The 19,699-nt window shown below is 67.1% G+C and carries 8 protein-coding genes, 1 pseudogene and 3 riboswitches; of the genes and pseudogenes, 6 read left to right on the top strand and 3 right to left on the bottom strand.

The features are described 5' to 3' along the window. Positions 1–64 precede the first annotated feature (64 nt). From VGC77_RS14640 to VGC77_RS14615, 6 genes are read left to right on the top strand one after another with little or no spacing between them, the layout of a single operon-like run. Positions 65–3,202, top strand: a complete 3,138-nt coding sequence (locus VGC77_RS14640; RefSeq protein WP_331172289.1) for an amino acid adenylation domain-containing protein — start codon at positions 65–67, stop codon at positions 3,200–3,202. A gap of 28 nt (positions 3,203–3,230) precedes the next feature. Further along, positions 3,231–10,154: an amino acid adenylation domain-containing protein gene (locus tag VGC77_RS14635; RefSeq protein ID WP_331172288.1), complete on the top strand. Its 6,924-nt coding sequence runs from the start codon at positions 3,231–3,233 to the stop codon at positions 10,152–10,154. A gap of 8 nt (positions 10,155–10,162) precedes the next feature. Continuing rightward, complete coding sequence (locus VGC77_RS14630; RefSeq protein WP_331172287.1) at positions 10,163–11,824, top strand: efflux transporter outer membrane subunit; 1,662 nt, start codon at positions 10,163–10,165, stop codon at positions 11,822–11,824. Next, a complete protein-coding gene (locus tag VGC77_RS14625) occupies positions 11,821–12,933 on the top strand; it encodes an efflux RND transporter periplasmic adaptor subunit (protein WP_331172286.1) in 1,113 nt (370 codons plus the stop codon). The genes VGC77_RS14630 and VGC77_RS14625 overlap by 4 nt, the downstream gene beginning before the upstream one ends. Before the next feature lie 12 nt (positions 12,934–12,945). After that, a complete protein-coding gene (locus VGC77_RS14620; protein ID WP_331172285.1) occupies positions 12,946–16,011 on the top strand; it encodes an efflux RND transporter permease subunit in 3,066 nt (1,021 codons plus the stop codon). A gap of 1 nt (position 16,012) precedes the next feature. After that, positions 16,013–16,807: a 4'-phosphopantetheinyl transferase family protein gene (locus VGC77_RS14615; RefSeq protein ID WP_331172284.1), complete on the top strand. Its 795-nt coding sequence runs from the start codon at positions 16,013–16,015 to the stop codon at positions 16,805–16,807. Positions 16,808–17,200: 393 nt separating this feature from the next. Here the strand turns inward: VGC77_RS14615 and VGC77_RS14610 are convergent, their stop codons facing one another. From VGC77_RS14610 to VGC77_RS23705, 3 genes and pseudogenes are all read right to left on the bottom strand, one after another. After that, on the bottom strand, positions 17,201–18,070 hold the full coding sequence (locus VGC77_RS14610) for a hypothetical protein (protein WP_331172283.1): 870 nt from the start codon (positions 18,068–18,070) through the stop codon (positions 17,201–17,203). Beyond that, complete coding sequence (locus VGC77_RS14605) at positions 18,067–18,384, bottom strand: hypothetical protein (protein WP_414709672.1); 318 nt, start codon at positions 18,382–18,384, stop codon at positions 18,067–18,069. The genes VGC77_RS14610 and VGC77_RS14605 overlap by 4 nt, the downstream gene beginning before the upstream one ends. 302 nt (positions 18,385–18,686) lie before the next feature. Further along, a riboswitch (cobalamin riboswitch) is annotated at positions 18,687–18,901 on the bottom strand. 125 nt (positions 18,902–19,026) lie between these two features. Next, positions 19,027–19,122 (bottom strand): annotated as a pseudogene (locus VGC77_RS23705) (hypothetical protein); the annotation flags it as partial. A 132-nt stretch (positions 19,123–19,254) separates the two neighbouring features. Next, a riboswitch (cobalamin riboswitch) is annotated at positions 19,255–19,436 on the bottom strand. A gap of 32 nt (positions 19,437–19,468) precedes the next feature. Beyond that, positions 19,469–19,666: riboswitch (cobalamin riboswitch) on the top strand. Positions 19,667–19,699 lie beyond the last annotated feature (33 nt).

Raw genomic sequence — 19,699 nt, 5'->3', positions numbered from 1 at the left:
AAGTGGCATCCCGGCCGTTTCACGCTGAACCGGCCGGGGCACTGCATTCCTTTTTAAGGAAAAAATGGCCCGAGGTCCGATCGAAGACATCTACGGCCTGACCGATCTGCAGCGCGCGATGCTGGTGCGGAGCGCCAGCTATCCCGATCTACCTCTCTATATGGGCCAATGGTGGGCGCTGCTGAGTGGCCCGCTCGATACGGCCGGGTTGTGCGCGGCCTGGGCCGCCGTGGTGACACGCCACCCGGCCCTGCGATCCGGCTTTCATTGGGAGCTCAAGGGCGCCCCAACCCAGATGGTGCTGTCGGCTCCGACCTTTGCGGTGGAGCGCATCGATTGGAGCGGGCAAGACAACTGGCGCGCCGCCCTCGATGCCCTGCTGGTGGATGACCGCGCCCACCCTTTCGATGTGCGGCGTCCGCCCTTGATGCGGGTTCGGCTGCTGACCCTCGCGCCGAAGCGCCATTTGCTGGTGTGGACGCGCCATCACCTCACGGTCGACGGCTGGTCGCTGGGCGACATTTTGGACGAGGTGCTGACGCTTTACCGCGGCGAATCGATTCCGCCCGCCGTCTCGTTCCGCCGTTACGTGGAATGGTGGCAGCGCCGCGATGTCGCAGCCGCGAACCGGCATTGGAGCGCTGTGCTGACCGGCTACGCGCCGGACACCGTGATCCGCAGCTCCGCCGGATCGGGGCCGCGCATCGGTGAGGTGGCGGCCGTCCTCCCCGCAGATGTCGCCGAGCGCCTCCATCAGGCCTCGCGAGCCGAGCGGCTGACCTTAAGCACGCTGGTGGAAGGCGCGTGGGCGCTCGTGCTGGCGCGCAGCAGCGGTGCCGACGATCTGCTGTTCGGTTGCGTGGAAACGGTACGTCCGCCGGAGCTGCTGGGCGATCGCTCGACCCATATGGTCGGACCGCAGATCGGCGTGCTGCCGAGCCGCGTCCGACGCGACAAGACGCCGCTGCGGCAATGGCTGGCCGAACTCCAGCTCGCCCGTGCGGCAGGCCGCGAGGCCGGCCCGTTGGGCCTCGACAGCATGCGCGAGTTGCTCGGCCTGCCGAGCGATGCGCTGCCGCTGCGCAGCCTGATCGCGGTGCAGACCTATCCGCTGGCGCTCGCCACAGCGTTTCGGGCGGCCGGCCTGGAAATCGCGGCCAGCGGCGACGTCACGTTGCCGGACATGCCGCTCAATCTGATGGTCGAGATCGGCGAGAGTTTTGAGCTCCGCCTGATGTTCGACCACCAGCACGTCTCGGCCGAGCAGGCGCGCCAACTTCTCGACATGCTCGCGACCGCTCTGCGGCTGCTGCCGGCACAGTTCGACGCAGCAGCGAACACGCTCGACGTAATACCGGAGTCGCTGCGCACGAGTATCGAAGCCGCGCTGCAAGGCCGGGCGCTGCCCGCGCCGGCAGGCACGGTGCTGGATCTTATTCTCGCGCAAATGCATGCGCAGCCGGACGCGCCTGCGATCCGGGCGAACGGCCGCGTCTGGTCGTATGCCGAGCTCGGCGCCCGCGCAGCCCCGCTTGCGACGAGGCTTGCTGCCGCCGGGGTGCAGCCCGGCGCGCGTGTCGCCGTCATGCTCGATCATGGCCCGGAGGCGGTGGCCGCCATCCTCGGCATTATGTGGACGGGTGCGGCCTATGTGCCGCTCGATCCCGCTGCGCCGGCCGAGCGGCGATCGATGATCCTCGACAGCGCCGGCATCGCGGCGGTCGTGACCCAACGCGCCTCGGCCGAAGCATTTTCCGGCATCGCCACGATCACGGTGGAGGATATCGAGCCGCAGCCGTCTGGTCGAAAAGACGTGACGAGACCGGCGGCTTCAGACGAGGCCTATGTGATTTTCACCTCCGGTTCCACCGGACGACCCAAGGGCGTCAGCGTCGGCCACGACAATCTGCGCTATCACGTCGCCGCCAGCGCGGCGGAAAATGCCGACCTGCCGATCGCGCGTTTCCTGCTGACATTCCCGATGTTCTTCGACGGCGCCGTGACCGGGCTGTTCTGCACCCTGTGCGACGGCGGCACGCTGGTAATGCCCGATGCCGCCGCGTCGCGCGATGTCGACGCGCTGGTCGCGTTGATCCACAGCGTCGACGCGACTCATGTCTGCATGACACCGTCGCTCTGGGCGCTGCTGCTCGATGCCGCCGGCCCGCAGGGTTTTCCGAGCGTGCGCATGGCCAAGGTGGCTGCCGAACCCTGTCCGCCGGCGTTGGTTGCCACGCATGCGACCCGCGCTCCGCACGCCGTGCTTTGCAACGAATACGGCCCCACCGAAGCGACCGTCTGGGTCTGCGTCGAGCGCTGTCAGCCGGAGACCACCGGCGCGAGCGTCGCGATCGGCCATCCGATCCCAGGCACGCGGCTGCATGTGGTCGATTCAGAAGGGCGGCCTTGCCCCTTCGGCACGATCGGCGAACTGATCATCTCCGGGCCGGCAGTGGCGCGGGCCTATCTCGGCGCTCCGCCGGGGATCGTCTTGCGTAGTGCGCTTCCCGAGACCGATGCTGCGGCCTACCGGACCGGCGATCGGGTCTCCCTCGGCTTCGATGGACGGCTGTCCTTCCATGGCCGTCGCGACCGACAGGTGAAAGTGGCCGGCTATCGTATCGAGCCCGGCGAGATCGAAGCGGCGCTGCAGACCCTGCCGGGCATCCTGGAAGCCGCGGTGGTGGTCGAAAACACCGATGGCCAGCCGCCGCGGCTGGTGGCGCATCTCGGAGGCGGCCCCGGCACCGCCGACGATGCGGAGTTGTGCCGGCAGCTGGCCATCCGGCTTCCCGCCTACATGATCCCGCAAGCCTTCGTGCGACATCAACGCCTGCCGCGCATTGCGAGCGGAAAAGTCGACACGATGGCTTTGCCGCGCGCCGCCCTGGCCGGTGCCAGCGCGGCCCCGCCGCAAGGGTCTCTCGAGACCTCGCTGGCCGCGATCTGGAGCGAGCTGCTCGGCGGCGCCAAAGTCGGCCGCCACGATCATTTCTTCGCGCTCGGCGGCAGCTCGCTGCTCGCCATGCGGATGATCGCCCGGGTGCGCCGGGATCTCGCGCTTCCGGCGACGCTCGCGGATCTGTTCGAGGCGCCGCAACTGTCTGCGCTGGCGGACCGTCTCCATGCGGCCTCGGACGAGCTGGCACCGGGCCCCGCCCTGGCCGTGCGCCAACGCACGCGGGTGGAGCTACCAACTTGATTGTCGCCCTACTGCCGGGATGCCGCTGATGGCGAACGGCTACATCACGGGGCTTTCGTTCGGCCAACGCCAGATCCGGATGGCGGAGCTGCTGCGACCGGGACGCACGCTATTCGCGATGCCGCTGCTCGTGGGCATCTCCGGGCAGGTCGATATTGACGCCCTGCGCGTCGCGCTGGATGCGGTGGTGCGGCGCCATGACGGCCTGCGCGCCGCCTTTCCGCTGGTGGACGGCGCTCCGGTCCAGGCCGTGGCCGATGACGGCTGTTTTCCCTTGCCGGCGATCCAGACCGACGTCTGTTACGGCAGTGAAGCCTTCGAGGCGGAGCTGCGGGCGCGGGCGCAGGCGATGCTGGACCAGCCGTTCGATCTGTCGGCCGGGCCGCTCGCCCGGTTCTGCCTGCTGATCGCCGCGGACACAGGCGCCGCACTGCTGGCGGTGTTTCATCACATCGTCTGCGACGGCGCCTCGCTCGAGCTGTTTCTGAGCGACCTGACCACGGCCTATGACGACGTCGTGTCGGGACGCACCGACACCCGCCCCGCTCTACCGTTGCAATTTCCCGATTTCGCCGATTGGGAGCAGGAACGCTTCGGCGCCGCCGGCCCCGCTTCGGACGCCGCCATGGCGGCGTGGCGCGAGCGCCTGCGAGGCGCCCCGGCGCGGCTCGACCTGCCCTATGACCGGCGGCCGAGTAACAGCGCCCGCTCGGCTCAGGCGCATCTGCATGTGCCAGGCAACCTATCTGCAGGCCTCGCAGCGCTGGCGCGGCAGCACAACACCAGCGAATTCAGCCTATATCTCGCTTTGCTGTTCGTCGTGCTGCGGCGATGGAGCGGTCTGGACGATCTCGTCGTGACCATTCCGGCCTCCAAGCGCGACCGCCCCGAATTCGCGGAGCTGATCGGCCTGATGGTCGACACCCTGCCGATCCGGGCCGTGGTGGACGCAGACGCGCGCTTCCCCGCGCTACTTGCCGAAGTGCGGGACACACTGCGCGCCGCCCTGGCGCATCGCGAGTTGCCGTTCGAACGCATCGTGGAGGTGAGCGGCGTCGAGCGACGCGGTGACGCGGCCCCCTTCATGCAGGTGCTGTTTGGAGCCGCAGAGGCGCCGGCCGCAGCCTTCACCGCACAGGACGGCACCCGTTTCGAGATGCTGCCCGAGCAACTGGAGCAGGAAGCGAAAGCGGATCTGTCTATCGTATATGCCACCTCGCCCGACGGCCTGCGGCTGTGGTGCCGTTACGACGCGAACCTGTTTGAGGCCGCGAGCATCGACGCGCTGCTCGGCTGCTTCGGCCGGGTCGCCGCAGCGCTTCTCGCGCAGCCGGAACAATTCGTCCTGGAAATTCCGCTGCTATCGCCGGCGGACGGGGCGGCGCTGATGCGTGATTTCAACACCTCAGCAGTTGCCTATGAGCGCGATAGCAGCGCCATCGATCTGTTCTTTCGGGATGCGGCGCTGCATCCCGACGCGCTCGCGATCGAAGAGCACGGGACTTTGCTGACCTACGGCGTGCTGGCCGAGCGGGTGCGCCGGCTCGCCGCCGTGCTCGCCGCGCAGGGCCTCGCCGCCGGCGCCGTGACGATCCTTGCTCTGCCGGTCTCGGCGGCGCTGATCGAAGCGCAACTGGCTGTGCTGGCGCTAGACGCCGCCTATGCGCCGGTCGATCCTTTGTATCATGCCGAGCAGCGCGAGCTCCGCGCCCGATGCGTCGGGGCCCGGCATGCGATCGTGCTCGACCCCGCGCTGGACATCGCGGGATGCATCACGCTGCACTGGACCAAGCTCGTCGCCGACGCGGAGACGGCAAAGCCGCATCCAGGATGTGTAGTGGACGCGGGACGTCCGGCCTATGTGATGTTCACTTCCGGCTCCACCGGCGCGCCCAAGGCGGTGTGCGTGCCGCATCGCGCCATCGTACGTCTGGCGCGCGCGCGCGGCCTCGCGGCGCCCGGACTACGCGGCGCCGTCTATTCGAATCCCGCCTTCGATGCCTCGACGCTGGAGATCTGGCTGCCGTTGCTGAATGGCGGCACGCTGGTCCCGGTGGATCGCACCGTGGTGATGGATCCGCGTGCGTTGCGGCTGTTCCTGGCCGAGGCGCGGATTTCGTTGCTCTGGGTCACCGCCGGCCTGTTCCAGCAGATCGCCGCCATCGACCCGTCCGCCTTCGCCGGCCGGCGCCTCGTCGTCACCGGCGGTGACGTGGTCAATCCGGTCGCGGCGCGGGCGGTTCTGGCGGCCGGCCGCGACCAGGGGCTGGTGCTCATCAACGGCTATGGGCCGACCGAGAACACCACCTTCAGCACGACCTTCGACATCGCCGGCCTGCGCGACGACGAGCTGAGCATCCCGATCGGCACGCCGATCTCCAACAGCACCGCCTATCTGCTGGACCCCGCCGGCCGGCCACTGCCGCCGGGCCTGATCGGCGAAATCTGGGTCGGCGGCGACGGCGTGGCGCTGGGCTACACAGACGACGCTGAGCTGACCGCCGAGCACTTTCGCCCAGATCCGTTCGCGTCCGCTGCCGGGGCGCGGATGTATCGCACCGGCGATCTTGGCCGCTGGCGACCGGACGGCAATATCGTGTTTCTCGGCCGCGCCGACAGGCAGGTGAAAATCCGCGGCTTTCGGGTGGAGCCGGGCGAGATCGAAGCGATGCTGGCGCTGCATCCCGCGGTCGGCGCTGCGGCCGTCGTCGCACCCCGCCGGGCGAGCGGCGATCGCGACCTCGTGGCCTACGTCACCGCGAAGCCGAACACCGCGCTCACCACAGAGCAACTGCGCAACTATCTACATGAGCGCCTGCCGCGGCAGATGCAACCGCAGGCCTACGCCATTCTCGACCGGCTGCCGCTGAATGCCAACGGCAAGGTCGATACACGCGCGCTGCCGCCGGTGGACGTGACGGAGACGCTGCACGAAGCGTCTCTCGAACCCCGCACCCCGGAAGAACGAATTCTCGCCCGGATCTGGAGCGATCTGCTCGGCCACGGGTCGGTCGGCGTGCAAGATAATTTCTTCCATGTCGGCGGCGATTCGATCCTCACCATTCGGCTGGTCGCGCGCGCCTACGAGGCCGGCCTCGACATCGAGCTGACGCACGTCTTCGAGCAGCCGACCATTGAAGGCCTCGCCGCCATCGCGGTCCGCCGCAAGCGGGCGGTGCAGGCGGAAGGCCACGGCGCCCGCCTGGGCGTCGAGCTGGTCGCCTCCGCCTGCGACGACCGCAATCCGTGCCGCTTCGTCAGCATCGCCGTCGGGCCGAAGGTCTCGGCCGTAGATGTCGGCTATGCGATCCAGCGCCTGGCCGAGCGGCACGATGCACTTCGCCTCGCTATCGTGGAGGATGCCAGCGGGCGCTACATCGCCGTCTCGGATTTTCTGCCCGCGGTGCCGGTGCGCTTCATCAACGTGCCGGCGGGGAGCCTCGACGACTTCGAGCGCTGGATCGCAGGCCACAGCAGCCGGCTGGCGCGCGGCATCGACCTCGCGGCCGGCGTGACCATCGCCGCCACGCTGGTGACGCAGGACAACGCGTCCGGCGCCGGCTCCACCGTCGTGCTCGCCTTGCACGAGGCGGTGGCGGACGACCGCGCGCTGCTGCTGCTGGCTACCGAACTCGAAACCGCGCTGGCGGCGGGACCAGACAGCGGGCGGCTGCCGGCTCCGCCGCTCAGCTTTTCGCATTGGCTGACTTGGCTCGCGGATCATGCGGCCGGCCCCGCCGTGCGCCAAGCGGCGATGGCCTGCGAAGCCGCACAGGTTGATGCTGCGCCGGATCTGCTTGACGCGCCGGATCGCTCCGAGGAGCGGGCACATCTGCTACTGGACGGCGCCACGTCGCGGCTGCTGCTGGAGGATCTGCCGGGCCGGCTCGGCGTCTCGCTGCTCGACGCGCTGCTGGTTGCGCTCGGCGACACGCTCGGCGGCGCGGCAGCCATCGAGGTGCTGGACGGCCGCCGCACGTTGCCGACAGGGGCCCCGGGAGCGGCCGGCCTGATCGCCAATCTGGATGCCGTGCTGCCGCTGCAGGCCGCCGCGCCCGGACCTGCTCTCGGCCTCCGGCTGCGCGACGCCAAGGCGGCGCGGCAGCGCGCCGAACCTTTGCGCCTTGCCTTCAGCGCGGTGCGGTCGGCGTTCCGGCTGGCTCCGGCCAGGGTCGGGTTGGCCATCATGCCGGCAGCGGCGCAGGATCCGGCGATCCGGCTGCATCCTCACACGCCGATCTTCTCTCCCTCGGTCCGCGGCAGCCTGACGGCGCGGATGACCGGCGGGCGCATCGCGCTCGGCTGGTCGGGGGCGTCTCCGGCCCGCGCGCCGGAGACGATGCTGGAAGAGATCGCCGGCGCGCTCCGCGCGATCGCAGACTGGGCGCGGGCGCAGAAGGCTCCGCTGCTGACGCCCGAGGATTTCCCGCTCGCCGGCCTCGACGTCGCGACGCTGCACCGCGTGGTGGGAACGGCCACCGACATCGAGGACATCTATCCGCTGTCGCCGATGCAGCAAGCGATGCTGCTGCATTCGCTGAGCCGCCGGCAGTCGGTGGTGAATTTCGAACAGAGCTGCATGCGCTTCAGCGGCCCGCTCGACATTGCCGCGCTACGCAAGGCCTGGGCGCTGGTGTTCGACCGCCATCCGGTGCTGCGCACGGTGTTTAGCTGGCGCGGATTGAGCCGCCCGCTACAAGTCGTCCGCCGATTGGCCCGTCCGCCCGTGCAATTGGAAAGTTGGCCGGCCTTCAGCGCCGAGCGTCTGCAACAACGTCTGGCCGAGGACCGCGCCGCGGGCTTCGATCTGGAAGCCGGTCCGCTCGCACGCCTGATCCTGATCCGCGTCAGCACGAGCGAGGCCTACCTGATCGCCAGCTTCCACCACATGCTGGCGGATGGCTGGTGCCTCGCGCAGCTGGAGCGGGAGGCGCGCTCCGCCTACGAGGCCTTTCGCCGCGGCATCCCACCCGCGCTGCCGCCGCCGGTGCGCTTTCGCGACTTCATCGCCTGGAGCAGCACGGTCGAAAGAGCCGGGATGCGCGAGGCCTTGGTGCCGCTGCTCGCCGGAGCGCCGTCGCAGCCGGCGTTGTGTCCGGCGGGGAATGGCGCGGCCTGCTACGTCACCGTCCGGCGGCAGCTGTCGGCGCAGAACAGCAAGGCGCTGCGCGATCTGTCGCGGCGGCGCGGCCTGACCATCGCGGCGCTGGCGCATCTCGCCTGGGGCCTGTGGTCGGCGGCGCGGCGCGGTTGCCGCGACACCGTGTTTTGCACCACGGTTTCGGGCCGGCCGCCTCAGGTGCCGGGGGTCGAGCAGATGGTTGGCCTGTTCATCAACAACCTGCCGGTGCGGCTGCGGTTCGATGCCGGCAGCGCGGTGCTCGGACTCGCGGACGACATGCAGCGCCAGATCGCGACCCTGCAGAGCCAGGCGCAGGTCCCGCTGATGGACGTCGTCGAGGCGTCCGGCCTCGGCGATCGTGCATCGGATTTGTTCGATACGCTGCTGGTGGTGGAGAATATGCCGTCCGGGTCAGACGCCTGGACCGGCGCGGACGGCCTGCGGGTGGACAGCGTCTACAATGCGCTGAAGTCCGCTTACAGCCTCACCGGCGTCGTCGTGCCCGGCGAGCGCGTCGGACTGTCGATGGTGCTGCCGGACGCCGACGGCACCGCCGCCGCGTTGGGCGAGCGGATGATCGACGAATTCGCCGCCGTGTTCGCCGCGCTGCCCGGCGCCATCGATCAGGTCGTATCCACCATGCCGCTGCCCGCTGCCGCCCCCGTCGCTCGCGGGCGAGCCGCACAGAGTATCAAGGTTGTTCGCAGCGCAACGCCGATCCCACTGCATCCGCATCGCGACCCCGCCGCGCAGGTGGCGCTCGACGTGCTCTCGAACATCATCGGCCGCAGACTGGGCGTTGCCGAGGACGTGCTGGCTGCCGGATTGACCTCGCTCGGCCTCGCGACCGCCGCCGCACGGTTGTCGGCAAAGCTCGGGCGGCTGGTGCCGGTCACCGCGCTGATCGAGCATCGCAGCGCGGCCGCGCTGGCCCGAGCGCTCACGACGGCGCCCGCATGGGACGCCGTGGTGCCGCTCACCGCCGGGCGCGGCGAGCCTTTCATCTGCGTGCATCCCATCGCCGGCGATGTCAGCGCCTTCCTCGACCTCGCCCGCGCCTTTCCGCCGACGACGCCGTTCTGGGCGCTGCAGGCGCCGGGCCTGGAGCCGGGACAGCAAGCGCCAAGCAGCGTCGTTTCGCTCGCGGCGGCAAACCTCGCCGCTCTGGCCCACCGCGGCCATCCTTCCCCGCGGCTGTTAGGCGGCTATTCGTTCGGCGGCATCGTCGCCTACGAAATGGCGTGCCAGCTCGCCGCACGCGGCGCGCCGCCCGATTGTCTCATCATCATCGACACGCCCGCCCCGCTCGGTAGCCATTCCGTGCTCCCGCGCGACCCCGATCGCGCCGAGGCGGAATGGCTGGTGCGAATGGCCGGCGTGCGCGCGCGTCACCACGGCACTGCATTTCGCCTCAACGTCGACGACCTGCTGCCGCTCGACACCGAGGCCCGCTTCGGATTCGCCACGGCGCGGATGCTGGACGCCGGACTGATCGCCCCGGAATCGGATGACGCCTGGCTCGGCCGCAGCTACCGCGCCAGCCGCGCGCTCTACGATGCGTTCCTGGCCTACGCCCCCGCGCCGGGCGCGCCGCGCGATCTGCCGATCGGCCTGGTACGCGCCTCTTCGGTCAGCCACGGCGATCTGAGCGAAGCCGACCTTCGCACCGTGTCGACGCCCGACATGGGCTGGTCCCGCCTGGTGGACGGCATGCTCGGTGTGCGCACGATTCAGGCCGATCACGTGTCGATGCTGTCGGGAACGGCTGCCGCGCAGACCGCGGCGGCCATCGCCGGCTTTCTCGACCAACCACGTTCTGCGTGCGGGTAGCAACAGCCATGGGCGCGACGGGGATTTGCGGCAGAAGAAAGAACGAGCACCGCGCAGCTCGATCGGATTCGGCCGCAGCAGTGCCGCTCCGGCTGATTTGCGGCGTAGCGGGCGCTCTCCTGCTCTCCGGCTGCATGGTGGGGCCCGATTTCCAGCCGCCGCCGGCGCCGGATGTGAGCGGCTATGCCCCGCAAGCCGGGTTGCGGCCCGCGATGGCCACTTCGATCGCTGGCGGCGCGCCACAGAGTTTTGTGGATGGCCTCGAAGTCGGCGGACAGTGGTGGCGAGAGTTCGGCTCCCCGCAGATCAACGCCTTCGTCGAGGAGGCTGTACACAACCACCCGACTGTGCGGGCCGCCCAATATGCGCTGCGAGCGGCGCGTGAAACAGTGTTGCAAACCCGTGGGGCGTTGGCTCCCCAGATCGGCGGCGTCGGCTCGGCAACGCGCCAGCAGGTCCCCGCCGCCGCCGGCGGCACCACCGGATCGCCGTCGATCTACAATCTCTATGATGCGACGGTGAACGTCAGCTACACGCTCGATCTGTTCGGTGGCCTGCGGCGGCAGGTCGAATCCGCCGAGGCGCTGGCGCAGTACCGCCGGTTCGAGATGGAGGCAACCTATCTGGCTCTGACCGCCAATGTGGTGACTTCCGCCATATCGGATGCCTCGCTGCGGGCGCAGATTGCGGCGTCGCAGGCCATTATCGCGGCGCAGACCGATCAGCTGCAGCGCGTCCAGCGGCAGTTCGAAGTGGGTGCCAACTCGCAGGCCGAAGTCCTCGCCCAGCGGGCGACGCTGGCACAGACCCAGGCGACGCTGCCGCCGCTGCAGAAGCAACTGGCCCAGGGCCGCAATCAGCTGATGGCCTATCTCGGTCGGCTGCCCAACCAGGACCGCGGCGAGAGTGTGAATCTCGCAAGCCTGCGCCTGCCCCGCAAGCTGCCGGTGAGCCTGCCGGCGTACCTCGTGCGGCAGCGGCCGGATATCCGCCAGGCCGAGGCGACGCTGCACCAGGCGGCGGCGCTGGTGGGAGTGAACACCGCTAACCTGCTGCCGCAATTCACCATTACGCCCTCGGCGGGGACCGACGCCCTTACCGTCGGGCAGTTGTTCACGCCGCAAAGCGCTGCCTTCACGCTTGCGGCAAACATGGGGCAGAAGCTGGTCGACGGCGGCCAGGCCTATCGCACCAAGGAAGCCAGCGTCGCCAGCTTCGAACAGGACTACGCGCTCTATCAAAGCAGCATCATCACCGCGTTCCAGAATGTGGCGGATGCGCTGCGCGCCGTGCAATTCGATGCAGTCACGCTCCGCGCCCAGGCGGTGGCGGAGAAAGCCGCGCTGGACAGCCTGACCATGGCGCAGCAGCAATTCAAGTCCGGCGCGATCGGCTACGCCATCATCATCACCGCCCAGCAGACCTACCAGAACGCCGTCATCGCACGGATCCAGGCTCAGGCGATGCGCTACGCCGACACCGTGGCGCTGTTCCAGGCGTTAGGCGGCGGATGGTGGAATCGCTTCGACGAAGCCCGAGAGGCGTTCCCGCGCAACGGTGGCTACTTCCAGGGACCGGATGGCCCCGCACTGTCCGCAACCCGAGACGGCGCAATGAATCCGCTCGCGCCATCTCCGGCGTCCGACCCTGAGATGGAGCGCCCGCGGTGAGTCAAAAGAGCGTCATCGGGTGGTTAGCGGTCGCGCTGTTGGCGGGAGCATCGTTCTACGTCGTCAAGCATGACATCTTCGGTCGTCACGCCCCGACGCATCACGGCGCGCCGGCGCAGACGGTCGCGGCGCAGACCGCCCAGATGCAGACCTGGCAACCCGCCATGGAACTGGTGGGAGAGTTGCGCGCCTCGAAGGGCGCGGATCTCGCGCTGCAGGTTTCCGGCATCGTCCAATCCCTGTCCTTCGAATCCGGCGACACCGTGCAGGCCGGCGCACCGCTGCTGCGGCTGGTCGCCGACGACCAGATCGCCAAGCTCGACTCGCTCAAGGCCACCGCCGAACTGAACGCCCTGATCCTGAAGCGCGACGCCGAGCAGCTCAAGATCAAGGCCGTGAGCCAGGCCACGGTGGACAATGACGAAGCCAATCTGAAGAACTCCAAGGCCCTGGTGGCGCAGCAACAGGCGCTGGTCGCGCAATACAGCCTGACGGCGGCGTTCGCGGGACGGCTTGGAATCCGCAGCGTCGATCTCGGCCAGTATCTGAGCGCCGGCACGACGATCGTCACCCTGCAGGCGCTGGATCCGCTGTTCGCCGATTTCTTCGTGCCGCAACAATTCTTCGGGCGGCTGCAGGTGGGGCAGCCGGCGAAAGTGAAAGTGGACTCCTTTGCGGGGCAGGAATTCGCCGCCATCGTCAGCGCCATCAACGCCAAAGTCGACAGCGGCAGCCGCAATGTAAAGGTGCGCGCAGTGCTGAAGAATCCGGAAGGGCGGCTGGTGCCCGGCATGTTCGCCAAGGTCGCGCTCGAGATCGACGCGGCCGAAAAATTCGTGACGCTGCCGCAGACCGCCATCGTGTCCAATCCCTACGGCTCGACCGTGTTCGTACTGGAGAAGGGCGCCGACGGCACGGGCCTGCTAGCGCGGGAGACCTTCGTCAAGCTCGGACAGGCACGCGGCGATTTCGTCGCCGTCGTCTCCGGACTGACGGAAGGCGAGACGGTGGTGGTGGCCGGTCAGATCAAGCTGCGCAACGGCACGCCCGTCGTGATCGACAACGGCCGCATTCCCGAGGCCAAACTCGATCCCAAAGTGTCGGACTGACAGGAGCGGACGATGCCCATCACCGACCTCTTCGTCCGGCGCCCGGTGCTCGCGCTGGTGGTGAGCGCGCTGATCCTGGTGATCGGCCTGCGCGCGATGTTCTCGCTGCCGATCCTGCAATATCCGCAGATGCAGAACGGCGTGGTGACGATCACGACCACTTATGCGGGCGCCGATTCCGACATCATCGCGGGCTTCATCACCTCGCCGCTGGAGAATGTGATCGCCCAGGCCAACGGCATCGATACCATGACCTCGTCGAGCCAGACCGGGGTCAGCGCAATCACCGTGCATCTGCGGCTGAACTACGACAGCGGCAATGCCCTCACCGAGATCAGCACCAAGGTGAGCTCGGTGCTGAACCAGTTGCCGGCCGGCACCCAGCAGCCGATCCTCGCTCTGAAGATGGGTGCCACCATCGATGCGATGTACATCGCCTTCTCCAGCACCGTGCTCGCCGAGAACGAGGTGACGGATTACGTGGCCCGCGTGGTGCAGCCCAAGCTGCAGGCGGTGGCCGGCGTGCAGGTGGCGGAAATCCTCGGCGGCAAGAATTTCGCGCTGCGCGCCTGGCTCGATCCGGACAAGATGGCATCGCTCGGCCTCACCGCCACCGACGTGGCGACCGCGCTCAAGACCAACGACTACATCTCCGGCGTCGGCACCACCAAGGGCCGGCTGGTTCAGGTCAAGCTGTCCGCCGCCACCAATATGCAGTCGGTGCAGGCATTTCGCGAGCTCATCATCAAGAGCGTCGCGGGCGCCGTGATCCGCCTGAAGGACGTGGCGAACGTCATGCTCGGCAGCGACGACTACGAGTCCCGGACCAGCTTCGACGGCAAGTCCGCGGTCTATATCGGCATCCAGGTCGCGCCTTCCGCCAATCTGCTCGATGTCATTCAGGGCGTGCGGCAGACGCTGCCCGGCATCATCTCGGACCTGCCCACCGGCCTGTCCGGCACCGTGCTTTACGACGCAACGCAGTTCGTCAACACCTCGATCCGGGAGGTGGTGATCTCGCTGTTCGAGGCCGCTCTGATCGTCACCTTCGTCGTCTTTGCGTTCCTCGGATCATGGCGCTCGGTGTTCATCCCGATCGTCGCCATCCCGCTGTCGCTGATCGGCAGCTTCGCGCTGATGCTGGTGCTCGGCTTCTCCATCAACCTGCTGACGCTGCTGGCCCTGGTGCTCGCCATCGGTCTGGTGGTGGACGACGCCATCATCGTCGTGGAGGGCGTCAACCGCCACATGGAGCTGGGTCTGAAGCCGATCGATGCCGCGATCACCGCCGCGCGCGAACTGTCCGGTCCGATCATCGCGATGACCGCCGTGCTGATCGCGGTCTATGTGCCGGTTGGTTTCCAGGGCGGTCTGACCGGCTCGCTGTTCACGGAATTCGCCTTCACGCTGGTGGCGGCCGTGCTGGTGTCGGCGGTGGTCGCGCTGACGTTGTCGCCGATGAGCTGCGGCTATCTGCTGGCGCCGCACGATCCGTCGGCTCGCACGCTGGAGGCCCGCATGGTGCGCGGCATCGACGGCGTCATGACGTCCGTCACCGCAGCCTACCGCACCGCCCTCACCGCCTCGCTGCGGCTGTTGCCGCTGACCATTCTGTTCGGCGCCGTGGTGTTGTCGAGCATCTCTTGGCTATATTCCCACTCGACTTCGCAGCTCGCGCCGGCAGAGGACCAGGGGGTGATCCTGACCATGATGTCGGCGGCGCCGAACGCCACGCTGGAGCAGCGCGAGACCTATGTGCAGCAGATCTACGGCATCCTCGACAAGCGGCCGGAGACCGACCTCGTGTTCCAGATCGACATGCCCGGTCAGGTGATCGGCGGCTGGGTGCTGAAACCCTGGGACCAGCGCAGCCAGTCGGCGCTGGCGCTCGCCCCGCAGATCCAGCAGGAGTTCAACAAGATTGCCGGGGTGCGCGTGGCCGCGTTCCAATTGCCACCGCTGCCGGGCAGCAGCGGGCTGCCGATCCAGTTCGTGCTGAAATCCAACGATTCCTATGCGCGGCTCTATCAGGCGTCCGAGAACTTCCTCAGCGAAGCCATGAAGAGCGGCAAGTTCATCTTTCTCGACGGCGACATGAAGATCGACCAGCCGCACGCCAGCATCCATTTCGACCGCGACAAGGTGGCGTCGCTCGGCCTGACCATGACTGACGTCGGCGCTGCGATGTCGACCATGCTGGGGGGCAGTTACGCGAATTATTTCGACCTCGGCGGACGATCGTACAAAGTCATCCCGCAGGTGATGCAGCAGCATCGGCTCAACACCGATCAATTGCTCAACTATTACATCCGGGCCGCGGACGGCACCGCGGTCCCGCTCTCCACCATCGCCCGGATCGAAATGAAGACCGTGCCGCAATCGCTCAACCATTTCCAGCAGCTCAATGCCTCGACCGTCTCCGGCATCGCCATGCCCGGGGTGTCGGACGGCGACGCGCTGGCCGAATTGCGGGCCGTCGCCGCCCGGGCGCTGCCGTCGGGATACAGTTACGACTACGCCGGTTCGTCACGGCAGTTGGAGAACGAGTCCAACGGCTTCGTCACCACCTTCGCGCTGGCGCTGCTGATCATCTTCCTGGTGCTGGCGGCGCTGTTCAACAGCTTCCGCGATCCGCTGGTGATCCTGGTCTCGGTGCCGATGTCGCTCGCGGGCGCGCTGTTCTTCATCTGGCTCGGCGTCGGCGGCGCCACTATCAATATCTACACCCAGGTGGGACTGGTGACGCTGATGGGACTGGTCAGCAAGCACGGCATCCTGATGGTGGAGGTCGCCAACAATTTGCGCCAGGAGGGCCGCAGCAAGCATGACGCCATCATCGAGGCAGCCACCATTCGGCTGCGCGCGATCATGATGACGACGGCCGCGATGGTGCTGGGCGTGACGCCGCTGATCGTCGCCACCGGTGCCGGCGCCAATTCGCGCTTTAATATGGGCCTGGTGATCGCCTCCGGCTTGGCGATCGGCACGCTGTTCACGCTATTCGTGGTGCCGGCCTTCTATCTGCTGCTCAGCCACCGCGACCAGACCCAGCCGGCGCCGGCCGTGGCGTCCGCCTGACATGATTGCGTCCCGCACCTCGTTTCCAGGACTCGAGCGGGACGCGACCTTCGTGCTCCACGACGGCAGCCGCGCGCTGAGCTGCGCCGTTGCGCTGGTGGCCGCACCGTTGGCAGCGCTGGAGGCAGACGCACGAGACATCCTCAGTCCCGAGGAGCAGGCGCTGCTGACAGACCGCCTCGCGCCGGCCCGCCGTCAGTCTTTTCTCGCCGGGCGGCGCGCGGCCAAGAACGCTTTGAGCGTTCTCGCGCCGGGCGTTTCCATCGGCGAGATCAAGGTCCTGCCGGGCCTGCTGCAGCAGCCGGTGGCGTTCGTGCCAGGCAGGTCGAATTTGCAGGTGACGCTGTCGCACGCCGGCACTGCGGCGATCGCGGTGGCGCACCCCGAAGCGTGTCCCATGGGGGTCGACCTGGAACGTGCCGCGCAAGAACAGCAGTCCGCCCTCGGCGAGCAGACCACGCCCCGCGAACGGGCGCTGGCGCAAGCAATGCTGCCTTACGACGAGCATCAGCGCCTGCTGCTGCTGTGGTGCCTCAAGGAAGCGCTCTCCAAGGCGCTGCGTTGCGGGTTGACGGTGCCGTTCCGCCTGCTCGAGGTTGCGAGCCTTGTGCCGCTGCCAGGCGGCGTGCGCGCCCGCTTTGAAAATTTCACCCAATACGAGGGCACAGCGTTCTGCGCGGCCCCGCTCGCTGTGGCGCTTGTCCTGCCACACACGGTGCGATGGCAGAGCGCCGATGGCGCCGCTTCACCTCACATCCTTCAGGACTGGCTCAGGGAAGCCGCTCCGCTCGGGTGAAATCCGGATTGGTCCCGGGGATCGATGGGCTGCCATTGGGCTGCTGATGTCGGTCTTCATTCGACTGCGGTCCTGTCCATCGCCATGTGCACTTGACCAGGAACGCAAGAAACGCAGGAACTGGTCGAGGCTAGAGCTATTCCGATTCTGATAAAATAAGAACCGGAGCTCCAGATTCTTCTTTTGACGCGTCTTCTTCACGCGAACCGAGACCCACTTCGCTCGAAAACGCTATAACGCGAATATCCCAGCTCCCGGAACGCCTGACTCTGTGGCGACGGTGCCGCTCGCCGCGATAGCGGAAAGCACGGTTGCAGCGCCCCGCAAGCATGGAAGCGTCACTCCCGATCGCTGGAGTTCAGTCGTGCATAGTCCCCGTGATGTTCTACGACGTTACTTGCTGAGCTGCGAATCGGCGGAGCCAAGCCGTTGTTTGCAGATCAGCGTGAGGATTCGTTGCCATGTCTCGCCCGACGTTCCCGACAAGGACGAAACAAGGAAATCGCGTTCCCAGAGCACCGTGCGTCCGAGCCGTTGGGAGGTCTCGAAATCGACACTACCGGGCGGACCGACAGTATCGACGATGACGGCGCGTTCCGGCAGACGGGCGACGACGTGAGCTCCGACAAACCATGAAAGGCTGGTCGAGATCAGAACGTCGAGTCCGATCGCCACTGCCGGCAGGTCCTCAAAGCGATGCGGCAGCGCCCCTTCCGCGCGTAGCAATACGTAATCGTCCACCGTCTCGGCCGTCGCGTGGACCTTCGAACCCTGCGCAAGCAAGCGACGGATCAGCTCGATCGCCGCCGTACCGTTGCCAACGACGCAGACCTCGATCGGGCGTGACGCCGGATCATGAGATGCGACGCGTCGGCTTGCCTCAGCCGAACCGACCAGAAGATCCGGACCTGGGCAGCCGTGTCCCAGACTGAGCTGCCGCCGACCAAGATCGACGCCTGTATCGGTTATCGTTGACCGGAAACTCACCGCCTGGCGTGCCTCAATACGCAGCGATCGCTCGATAACGATCCAGCGGACAACCGCTTCGAGGGCTCGCAAAAATCTGAACTTCAGGCGCCACCATAAATCCACACCCGCTGTACGGTGCAGCCAAATCGAGCGCTGGACGGGGGCGTCAATCGGAGCATCCGCGTCGGCGAGCAACCCGCGCCATTCAGGTGAAGTTTGCGGAGCGCTGACGGCAAGTCGGGCCGCTGTCGGAAGGCTCCTGCCACGACGCTCGCGCGTCGGTGCCGCGCTCATGGATGAACCTGCGACAGCTCGTCGATCCGATCGTTACTACCACCACAAGCTTCGGATCGCGAATCCGGCAATCGCGCCAGAAATTCCATCGAAGGCGTAATGGCTGCCCCGACGATATCCGGCGCCTCGGCTGCGAGTTCAGCGCGAAGTCGGTCTTCGGACAATTTATCGGTCATCGCGTCGACGAACCGTATGTCTGTGTAACCCGCGGCTTGCAGGTATCCCACGAGATACGCGACCGATGCGGGTGACCATCTGCCAGCGATCTCGGCGCCACCAGACTGGTTGTTCGGATGAATGAGAATAATCCGCATGCGACCGTCTCCTGCAACATCGCGGCAGCCAACGCAGCTGCCGGCTCCTAACTTGTGAATTCGTCAGTGCCCAGATCGAACGCGGTTCACGCGAGTCCGCACGCCATCACTGCTGCTTCCAGCGGCGAAGACCTTGCGGCGCCCGAGATTCAGACAGTCAAATGATGCGGATCGTCGACCGCGCCGGCGCCAGGCAAGCGCTAACAGATTAGGAGCCGACCAGCCTCAAATTGCTGGACGACGGCCGGGAACCCAAGCAAATATTCATGATAGCCCTCCTGCTCCGCCTCACCCGGCGAGCCGAAATTGATCGTGTGATGGCAGGTTTCCTGGCTCGCGGCTCGCTGACCTATCGTCACCTTCCCAGGACACGAATTTCCCAGTGGTATCGGACGATAGGCTAACCGCTTACAGTTGCGGGGGCAGTCACGGATTCACACCGTGTTCCCTATTATCTCCAACCTCGCCTCCGCACATGCAGACTCGAGGCTGGAGCACCATCAAAGAAATTATTGCATTCGAGGCAGGTCTTTGCAAGCCTGGCCGTGGCCTGCAATTCGGATACCTTCACGTTGTCGAGAGTTGAACTTCAATGCCTCGATACGGAAACGCGGCGAGGTCCGCCGCGTTCGGATTGATTGCTCAGCGAAGTGTCGCCGGGATCTGCTTTGCGGCTGCTACCATCTTGATCAAGGCAGGTCGGACGTCCTGCCATTTGCGGGTCTTGAGCCCGCAGTCCGAGCTATTCGGAGGGCCTTGGTCATCGACGATCCCTTCGCAGAATCGGCGGCATGCCAAGAACGACTTGCGGGAGACGGACGGCGAACGCCGTGCGTCTGCGAGCATCGCTTCCGACCACCCCGCCGACGACGTTTTCACATCGTTACGGCAGGTCTCCTGGCTCACGGGTCACAGCTTCCGTCCAATCTTCCTGATGCTTGCAGCAGCAGTGATACCGCTGGACGGCGGCTCGCCGCTGACAGTTGCGGGGCAGCGTTAGCGAGGTCGCGCGGCTGCGCTGCGCGCGGCGCGCCGTGGGGGTGCGACGGCGCGCATGCGCCTTGTGCGGCGTCGGGCGCCATGCTTAAACGCCGCCGTCATCGGTGCCTCTCGCAAGGGAGGTGAAACGGGAATGCGGTGCGGGACGACGTCCCAAGGCCGCGGCTGCCCTCGCAACTGTAAGCGGATCAAAGCGTCCAATATGCCACTGGCCGACCGGCTGGGAAGGCGGACGAGCAGATTATCCGCGAGCCAGGAGACCGGCCGGCGACGTCGATCTAACTCGTTCGGCGATGGGCCGGCGGAGGGCATTGTG

It is taken from the genome of Rhodopseudomonas sp. (assembly GCF_036404135.1).
Classification (GTDB): domain Bacteria; phylum Pseudomonadota; class Alphaproteobacteria; order Rhizobiales; family Xanthobacteraceae; genus Rhodopseudomonas_A.
Note: the sequence above shows the minus strand (reverse complement) of the source record. Positions and strands in the feature narration are given on the sequence as shown.